This window comes from Chromobacterium piscinae (genome assembly GCF_021129175.1).
Classification (GTDB): Bacteria; Pseudomonadota; Gammaproteobacteria; order Burkholderiales; family Chromobacteriaceae; genus Chromobacterium; species Chromobacterium piscinae.
The window spans coordinates 1-5,285 of sequence record NZ_JAJOHV010000109.1; the positions used below are offsets into that span (position 1 = coordinate 1).

Below are 5,285 nucleotides of genomic sequence, written 5' to 3' on the forward strand. Positions count from 1 at the left end.
CTGCTGGCCGCCGGCGACGCGCCGGTGGCGACGCTGGCGCACGCGCTGAACGACGCGGCCGACCATTTCAATCCCAATGTGGTGAAAGTGGTTCTCGACAAGAACGGCCGCGCGCTCTATTTCAGCCGCGCGCCGATTCCTTACGCCCGCGACGTCTACGCCGCCGACCGCTCGGCGCTGCCGGCAGGACTGCCGGTCTACCGCCACATCGGCATGTATGGCTACCGCGCCGGCTTCCTGGCCGCTTACGCCGGCTTGGAGCCGGGACCGTTGGAGCAATACGAGGCGCTGGAACAATTGCGCGTGCTCTGGCATGGTTACAGCATCGCGGTGGCATTGGCGGACGAGGCGCCGGCCGCCGGGGTGGACACGCCAGAAGACCTGGAACGGGTACGACGGCTGTTCGCTTGAGGGGGCTGTAGGCGCTCCATAAAGAATTCATAAATCAAACAGACTGGAGTCACATAAATGCGATTGATCCTGTTGGGCGCTCCGGGCGCCGGCAAAGGCACCCAGGCCAACTACATCCGCGAGAAGTTCGGCATCCCGCAAATCTCCACCGGCGACATGCTGCGCGCCGCGGTCAAGGCCGGCACCCCGCTGGGCCTGGAAGCCAAGGCCATCATGGATGCCGGCGGCCTGGTCCGCGACGACATCATCATCGGTCTGGTCAAGGAGCGCATCGCCCAGGACGACTGTGGCAACGGTTTCCTGTTCGACGGCTTCCCGCGCACCATTCCGCAGGCCGAGGCGATGATCGCTGCCGGCGTGGACATCGACTACGTGGTTGAGATCGACGTGCCGGACGCCGCCATCGTCGAGCGCATGGCCGGCCGCCGCGTGCACCTGGCCTCGGGCCGCACCTACCATATCGCCTTCAACCCGCCGAAAGCGGCCGGCAAGGACGATGTGACTGGCGAAGAACTGGTTCAGCGCGACGACGACAAGGAAGAAACCGTCAAGAAGCGTTTGTCCGTTTACCACGAACAGACCGCCGTGCTGGTGGGCTTCTACGGCAAGCTGGCCGAGAGCGGCAGCGCCAAGGCGCCGAAGTACGTGAAGATTGACGGCACCCGCGCGGTGGAAACCGTGCGCGACGAAGTGCTGAAGGCGCTGGGCGCCTGATTCCGGCGGTTGCCGGGAAACAAGCGGGCTTCGGCCCGCTTTTTGTTTGAGCAAACCGCTGGTCTTGGATCGTCGGACGGGGGACAATGGAACCTCAAGGAGCGAATGAGGCTCCAAACTGCAGCAAACGCCGGCCGGATGCCGGCCTCGAGGAAAAACAATTATGTATCGCGGCGAACGCTTCAACGGCTATTCGCATCTTGCCGGCACCCTGCTGGCGATAGCCGGTCTGGTGGTGCTGGTGGTCGAGGCGGCCATGCAGCGCGATCCGTGGAAAATCGTCAGTTTCAGCCTGTACGGCGGCACGCTGGTGACGCTGTACCTGATCTCGACGCTGTACCACAGCTTCAGGGGGCGGGCCAAGGCCATCCTGCAGAAGTGCGACCATTCGGCGATCTACTTGCTGATCGCCGGCAGCTACACGCCGTTCGCGCTGGTGACGCTGCGCGGCGCCTGGGGCTGGACCCTGTTCGGCGTCAGCTGGGGGCTGGCGTTGTTCGGCATCATTCAGGAGCTGACGCTGGGGCGGCGCACCCGCGTCCTGTCCATGATCCTGTACGTGGCGATGGGCTGGCTGGTGCTGATCGCGATCAAGCCGCTGATCGAGGCGCTGGAGCCCGGCGGCCTGTTCTGGCTGGCGCTGGGCGGCCTGTTGTACAGCGCGGGCATCTACTGGTTCCTGAACGATGAGAAGATACGCCACGGACACGGCATCTGGCACTTGTTCGTGCTGGGCGGCAGCATCTGCCAGTATCTTTGCGTGTTGAACTACGTGGCCTGAGCGCATTTCGCGGGAACGAAAAACGGCAGCCGAGCGCTGCCGTTTTCATTTGCTGGGCAAGCCGATCTAGTCGCCGAACTGCACCGGCAGCCTGTCCTCGCCCACCAGCCGGCTCAGCGCCGCGACCACATGCGGATCGAACTGAGTGCCGGAGCGGCCATTGATGTATTTCATCGTGTCCTCCATGCTCCACGGCTCCTTGTAGGGTCGCTTGTTGAGCAAGGCGTCGAACACGTCCACCACCGCGACGATGCGCGCGGACAGGGGAATGTCCTGTCCCTTCAGCTTGTTGGGATAGCCGTTGCCGTCGAAGTGCTCGTGGTGGCCGCCGGCGATCTCCGAGCCCAGCGACAGATAGCTGGCGCCCTCCACCAATTGGGCGGACTTGGCCAGGATTTGCGCGCCTATGGTCGCGTGCTGCTCCATGATGGCGCGCTCGTCCGGATCCAGCTTGCCGGGTTTCAGCAGGATGTTGTCGGGCGTCGCCACCTTGCCGATGTCGTGCAGGATGCTCGCCATGCCCACCATGTCCATGAACTCCCGGGTCATCAGCTCGGGGTAATGGTTGTCGCCGGCCATTTCCTCGGCGATGGCGTCGGTCAGCTTCTGCACCCGCAGCACGTGGTCGCCGGTGTCGGTGTCGCGGAATTCCGCCAGGTCGGCCAGCGCCACCACGGTGGCCTCTTGCGCGCTGCGCAGCTGGTTGTACAGGTAGAGGTTGTCGTAGGCGGCCGAGATGCGCTGGCAGAACACGTCCAGCAAGTCGCGCTCCACGGCGTCCAGCGGCCATTGCGGCATGAAGTGGACGGCGAATTCGCGGCGGTTGCGCGAGGAGATGTACAGCACGTCGTAGGGATGCTGGTAAATGCTGCGCTTTTCCTTGAATACCTGCTGGAACACCGCTTCCAGGTGCGGCTCGTTGGACAGGTCGCCGGATTCCGCTAGGTATTCGTAGGCGCCGGACACCGCCAGGATTTCCAGTTCGGGCCGGCCGACCATATTGTCGTTGCGCACGCACAGGATGCCGTCGGTGCCGATGTCCAGCAGCGCGCTGATCTGGCGCAGCACGCCGGATGCGAATTCCCGCAGCGAGTGCAGCTGGTACAGATCGGACGCGCTCTCCAGGATCTTGGCCAGGCCCTGGCGGTTCTTTTCCAGCGACACCAGGTTTTCGTAGGCGCGCAGCGAGGCGATGGTGGTGGTGAACAGCTTTTGGGTGGTGAGTTCGGTCTTGGTCTTGTAGTCGTTGATGTCGTAATTGAGGATGACCTCCTGCTCCGGCGCCTGCCCGGGCTGGCCGGTGCGCAGCACGATGCGCACCACGCCGTTGTCGAGCTCCTCGCGGATGCGGTGCACCAGCCTCAGGCCCGCGTCCTCGCTTTCCATCACCACATCCAGCATGATCAGCGCGATGTCCTGATGTTGCTGCAGCATCTGGAAGGCCTCGGCGCCGCTGTAGGCGCTCAGCAGCTCCAGCGGCCGCTCCTTGTAGCTGATGCCGCGCAGCGCGATGCGGGTGGCGGTGTGCACGTCCTTCTCGTCGTCGACGATCAGCACTTTCCAGGGCTTGCGCACTTCGGACGGGCGGGGCGTTTCTTCGCCGTCGTTGTCGTCCAGCAGCCAGTTGTCGTCGTCTGGAAGCGATGCTTGTTGGCTCATGCCACATTCTCCTTATGCTGGACGGTGGGGGCGATGCAAGGCATGTCCAGCGTGAATCGGGTGCCCTGTCCAACCTCGCTGTGAACCTCGATGTTGCCGCCCAGTCGCTGCCGCACGATGTTGTAGACGATGTTGAGGCCGAGGCCGCTGCCGCCGGTGCCGCGGCGGGTGGTGAAGAAGGGTTCGAATACCCGGCTCAGGTTTTCCTGCGTGATGCCCTGGCCGCTGTCGCTGATGGTCATCGATACGTGCTGGGCGGCATTGCGGTGCGCCTCGATGACGATGGCGCCGGCGATCTCGCCGCCTTCGTAGCCGTGTATCAGCGCGTTGACCACCAGATTGGTCAGCACCTGGGCCAGCGCGCCGGGGTAACTGTCCAGCAGGATGTCCTCTTCGCACTGGATGTCTATCGAGACCTTGGTGTGCTTGAAGCGGGGTTTCAGGCTGGTGATCACCTCGTTCAGGTAATCGTGCAGGTGGAAGCTGCGCCTAGCCTCGCTGGTCTGGTCCACCGCCACCTGCTTGAAGCTGTGGATCAGGTTGGCGGCGCGTTCGGAGTTGGCCAGGATCAGTTCGCAGCATTCCTGCGCTGTCTCCAGATAGCTCTGGAAGTCGCTCTTCTTGATGTTGCCGCTGTCCAGCTTGCCGGTGATGTGCGAGGTGGCGGTGCCTAGGTGCGAGGCGGCGGTCAGCGTGATGCCGACCGGGGTGTTGATTTCGTGGGCGACGCCGGCGACCAGGCTGCCGAGCGACGCCATCTTTTCCGCCTCCACCAGCGTCTCTTGCGTCGCCATCAGCTGGCTGTAGGCCTGCTGCGCCTTCTCTTTTTCCTCGCGGGCGATCGCCTCGGCCGCGGTCCGTTTCACCAGGTCGGCGGCGGTGCGGGCGACGATGCGGTTGAAACCGTTGACGATGCCGCCGATCTCGTCGTCGGCCAAGTGGGTGATCTGGGCGCCGCTGGCGTCCGGCGCTCGGATCGCGGTATTCAGCGCCTGCTGCAGTTTAGCCAGCGGCTGGAAGATGAAACGCTGCAGATTGAACGACATGATGAAGAAGATCAGTCCGTCCAGCAGCACGATCTGGGCGACGATGGTGATCAGGTGCTGGTCTTCGCGCGCGCGCAGCGCGTCGTGCGACAGGTAGACGGTGGCGGTGCCCAGGTGCTCCTTGCCCTGGTAGATGATGGGAATGCTGAGGGTGTCGTCGACCTTGGGTTGCTCGTTGGGCAGCATGTCACGCAGATTGCCGTTGGCGTCGCGGGTGCGGCCCAGGTTGAGGCCGCTTTCTCCCTTGACGTTGATGGCGATCACCGAGGGCCAGCTCAGCTCGCTGTCCAGCGCCAAGCGGACGTTTTCGTCGTCTAGCTGCCAGATGCCGTGCGGCAGGGACAGGGAAAGCCGCGACTGAACGGCGGCGCGCTGGGTCTGGAAGTCATTCTGGTCGATATTGTAGTCATGGATGTAGAAATACAGTCCAGTCGTCCCCAGAATGGTGGTGATCCATGCCATCAGCCATAACATTAACCTTGTCTTGATGCTTTTCATGGTGCCTGTTTACCCGTGCCCTCAGAATGAATCGTAGGCAGAGGGCGAAGGAATTGCCATGCCGGATCGAGAACGGCTCTTGGTTTGCGAGCGGTCGCGGCTCAGGACGGAGGCGCGGCCAGCGGCTGCGTTTGCGCGCGGCGCAGCGGCAGCTTCTGCGCCAGCAGGCCGCCCAG

At 63.6% G+C, this 5,285-nt stretch carries 5 protein-coding genes; 3 read left to right on the forward strand and 2 right to left on the reverse strand.

From position 1 onward, the window contains the following. The 3 genes from LQR33_RS21655 to trhA form a co-directional block, all read left to right on the forward strand. Window positions 1–411, forward strand: a 411-nt coding sequence (locus tag LQR33_RS21655; protein ID WP_414626570.1) for a cytidylyltransferase domain-containing protein, incomplete at its 5' end; no start/stop codon positions are given. Window positions 412–468: 57 nt separating this feature from the next. Next, window positions 469–1,125: an adenylate kinase gene (adk, locus tag LQR33_RS21660; protein ID WP_166438007.1), complete on the forward strand. Its 657-nt coding sequence runs from the start codon at window positions 469–471 to the stop codon at window positions 1,123–1,125. A gap of 163 nt (window positions 1,126–1,288) precedes the next feature. After that, on the forward strand, window positions 1,289–1,906 hold the full coding sequence (trhA, locus tag LQR33_RS21665; RefSeq protein ID WP_231470385.1) for a PAQR family membrane homeostasis protein TrhA: 618 nt from the start codon (window positions 1,289–1,291) through the stop codon (window positions 1,904–1,906). A gap of 66 nt (window positions 1,907–1,972) precedes the next feature. Here trhA and LQR33_RS21670 read toward each other — a convergent pair whose 3' ends face one another. Beyond that, a complete protein-coding gene (locus tag LQR33_RS21670; protein WP_166438009.1) occupies window positions 1,973–3,565 on the reverse strand; it encodes a DUF3369 domain-containing protein in 1,593 nt (530 codons plus the stop codon). Continuing rightward, complete coding sequence (locus LQR33_RS21675; RefSeq protein ID WP_166438010.1) at window positions 3,562–5,073, reverse strand: sensor histidine kinase; 1,512 nt, start codon at window positions 5,071–5,073, stop codon at window positions 3,562–3,564. Before LQR33_RS21675 ends, LQR33_RS21670 begins: the two co-directional genes overlap by 4 nt. Window positions 5,074–5,285 lie beyond the last annotated feature (212 nt).